This window comes from Micromonospora phytophila, from assembly GCF_023656545.1.
Lineage (GTDB): Bacteria > Actinomycetota > Actinomycetes > Mycobacteriales > Micromonosporaceae > Micromonospora > Micromonospora phytophila.
In genome coordinates, this window is record NZ_JAMOKF010000507.1 from 1 (window position 1) to 2,748 (window position 2,748).

The 2,748-nt window shown below is 74.1% G+C and carries 2 protein-coding genes; both read right to left on the minus strand.

Features of this window, described 5'->3' with window-relative positions:
- The coding region (locus tag NCC78_RS30465; RefSeq protein ID WP_250798854.1) for a hypothetical protein at positions 1–755 on the minus strand (755 nt) is incomplete at its 3' end.
- 239 nt (positions 756–994) lie between these two features.
- On the minus strand, positions 995–2,748 hold a 1,754-nt coding region (locus NCC78_RS30470; protein ID WP_250798855.1), incomplete at its 5' end, for an acylase.

Genomic DNA, 2,748 nt, shown 5'->3' on the forward strand with positions numbered 1-2,748 from the left:
GAGTCCAGCAGCGCGGCGGGCACCAGCAGGGCGATGCCCGCGGCGACCGCCACGGTGCGCCGGCCGCCGGGCACGAACGCCGACAGCCGGGCCTGCGCCGGGGTGGCGATCCCCGGGCGGAACGGCTTGAGCTGCGCGTGCTCGGTGATCGCCTCGTCGAGCTGGGCGAGTACCGCGTCGCGCTGCTCGATCGCGTCGGCGAAGGCCAGGGTCAGCTTGAACCGGAAGTCGGCGGCGGCGTCGGTGGGGAGCATCAGCCCGGAGGTGCGCCGCCGGTCCAGCACCTGCATCAGGGTGACCGGCGCGTGCGGGTCGTGCGCCAGGCCGGTCATCTTCCCGTACGCCCAGTCGCGCCGGCCGCGCCCGCCGAGCAGCACCAGCCGGCGGTTGGTGATCACCGCCATCCCGGCGTCGGCGACGCGGACGCCGTCGGGGCGGCGGGGTCGCAGCGCGGTGCCCTGGGGTGCGACGGCCAGGTCCGGCGCGGGCAGCACGGTGGTGTGCCGGACCTCCACCAGCTGCGCGGCCGGCAGCGCCCAGAAGACCACCTCGTCGGGGGCCAGCTCCAGGGGCAGGCCGGCGCCCGCCGCCGCGGACCCCTGGAACTCCTCGGCGAGGGTACGCAGGCGGCGCAGCTCCTCGTCACGCCGCCGCCATGCCTCGTCGGCGCTGCGGAACACCCGCCGTCGCCGTTCGTTCTGCCGGTGCACCCACCGGTACCGCCACGTGGAACCCGTCGAATCAGTCCTTGCCATGCCGACTCCTTCGCCGTGCAGGCCACCAACCGGGGTGTCACCCGGTTAACTCCGGCGGCGCGCGACGGGGACACGCCGCAACGGACGAACTGGCCGATCGACGGTCCAACCCGGACCGATCGGAGGATTCCACCGAGTCAACTCACGTTCTCGGGTGTGTGTCGCATCGGCGACAAACGCGTCGCGCCCGCCGGGTCGGGACGATCCGGCGGGCGCGACGGCACGAACGGGCGACGGGCTCAGTGGCGGCGGCCCTCCCCCACCCGGTAGGTGCGCAGGTTCGGGTCGGCCTTGATCTGGGCCTCGGTGTACTTGATCGTGTCGAAGCCCTTGCCCGAGTAGAGCCGGGTCTGGTCGGCGTACCAGGGGGAGTTCGGGTTGCTCGACTGCGAGTAGGTGAGGATCTGCCGCCCCGACGGGCCGTCCGGGCCCAACTCGACGGCCATCACGAAGGACGAGCCGTGCACCACCTTCGGGTAGCCGACGCCAGGCACCAACGGACTGATGATCATGTTGAAGACGCCGGCCTCGCTGCGTCCGCCGTGGATCGGGATGCGCTGGTCACCGCGCGGCTCGGTCTGGATGTCACCCAGCCGCGCGTCGAGCGGGATGCCGGCGAGCCGGCGCACCGCGTCGGCGAGCGCGGTGCGCACCCGCGGGTCGGCGGTGTTCAGCCGGCTCGGGGTGTCGACCGGGGCGGCGGCGTCGAAGGAGTCGGCGAACCGGATGCCGCCGGCCAGGGCGAACTCGGTGAACAGGTGCGCGCCCCGGCTCCCGGTGTCGACGCGCAGGTCCCAGCGCCGCAACGCCGCGCAGGCGTCCCGCAGGTCGACACTCGACCCGTCCGAGGCGGTCGCGGTGGGCTGCGCGGTGCAGAGCGCCACCAGGTCGTCGCGGACCAGCTCACCGCCGTACGCCCGGTTGCCGAAGACGGTCTGCCAGAGCCGCCCGGTGGTGAACCCCCGGCCGGGCAGCTCGTCGGTGCCGGCGAGACGCTGGCGCACCTGGTCCAGCCCCAGCCGGGTGCGCAGGCTGCGCGGGGTGCGCTCGTCGCCGACGATCCGCGGGTAGCCCTCCAGCGGCGCCTGCGGGTTGGCCAGCCAGTGACTGTCGTTGGAGTTCGTCACGTAGTCGGCGCGGAAACGCTGCGGCAGGTTGGCCGGGCCGAGGATGCCGGGCACCGCCGCGTCCGGGTCCCGGCCCAGCGCGCACGCCGACCGGGAGCCGTCCAGCACGGCCTGGCCGCTGGCGGCGTAGAGCGGCTGGAACGGCGCCGGGATGCAGGCGGCGGCGAGGGCGTGGGTCACCCGGGGCACCACCGAGTGGTCGGCGTAGAGAGCCTCGCCCCGGGAGTCGGCGGCGATCACGTTCACCCATGGCAGGAACTGGTACCGGTCCAGCACCGACTTCAACTCGCGGACCGTCGTCGCCCGCCCCATCTGCAGCCAGCCGTCGAAGGCGCGGTTGTTCGTGGCGTTGGCGTCGGTGATCGCGAATGCGCTGGCGGCGGTCCAGTCGAAGGTGCCGGGGACGACCACCACCGGGCCGAAGTGGGTGTCGTGGAAGGTGCGGCTGACCGGCACCGTGCCGCCGGCCGGGTTGGGCACCTGGACGGTGACCGTGCGGGTGGTCATCTTCCGGGGCTGGCCGTCGACGTAGTACGAGGTCGGGTCGCCGGGGACCAGGGCGAGCCGGTGCCAGACGAAGCGCCGGGCGGTGGAGACGGTGTGGCTCCAGGCGAGGGTGCGGTTGTGACCGATCTCCACGATCGGGTCGCCGATCAGCGCGGCGCCCTCCACGTCGTAGCGGCCGGGAACCTTCAGGTGCATCCGGTAGAAGCGCTCCGCGCCCTCCCACGGGAAGTGCGGGTTGGCCAGCACCATCCCGCCGCCGTGCGTGGTGGCCTGCGCGCCCAGCCCGTACGCGTTGCTGCCCACCCCGGCGGGCGCGCCGTCGCGGGCGGCGACCACCGCCGCGGCGCCCGGCGCGTCCT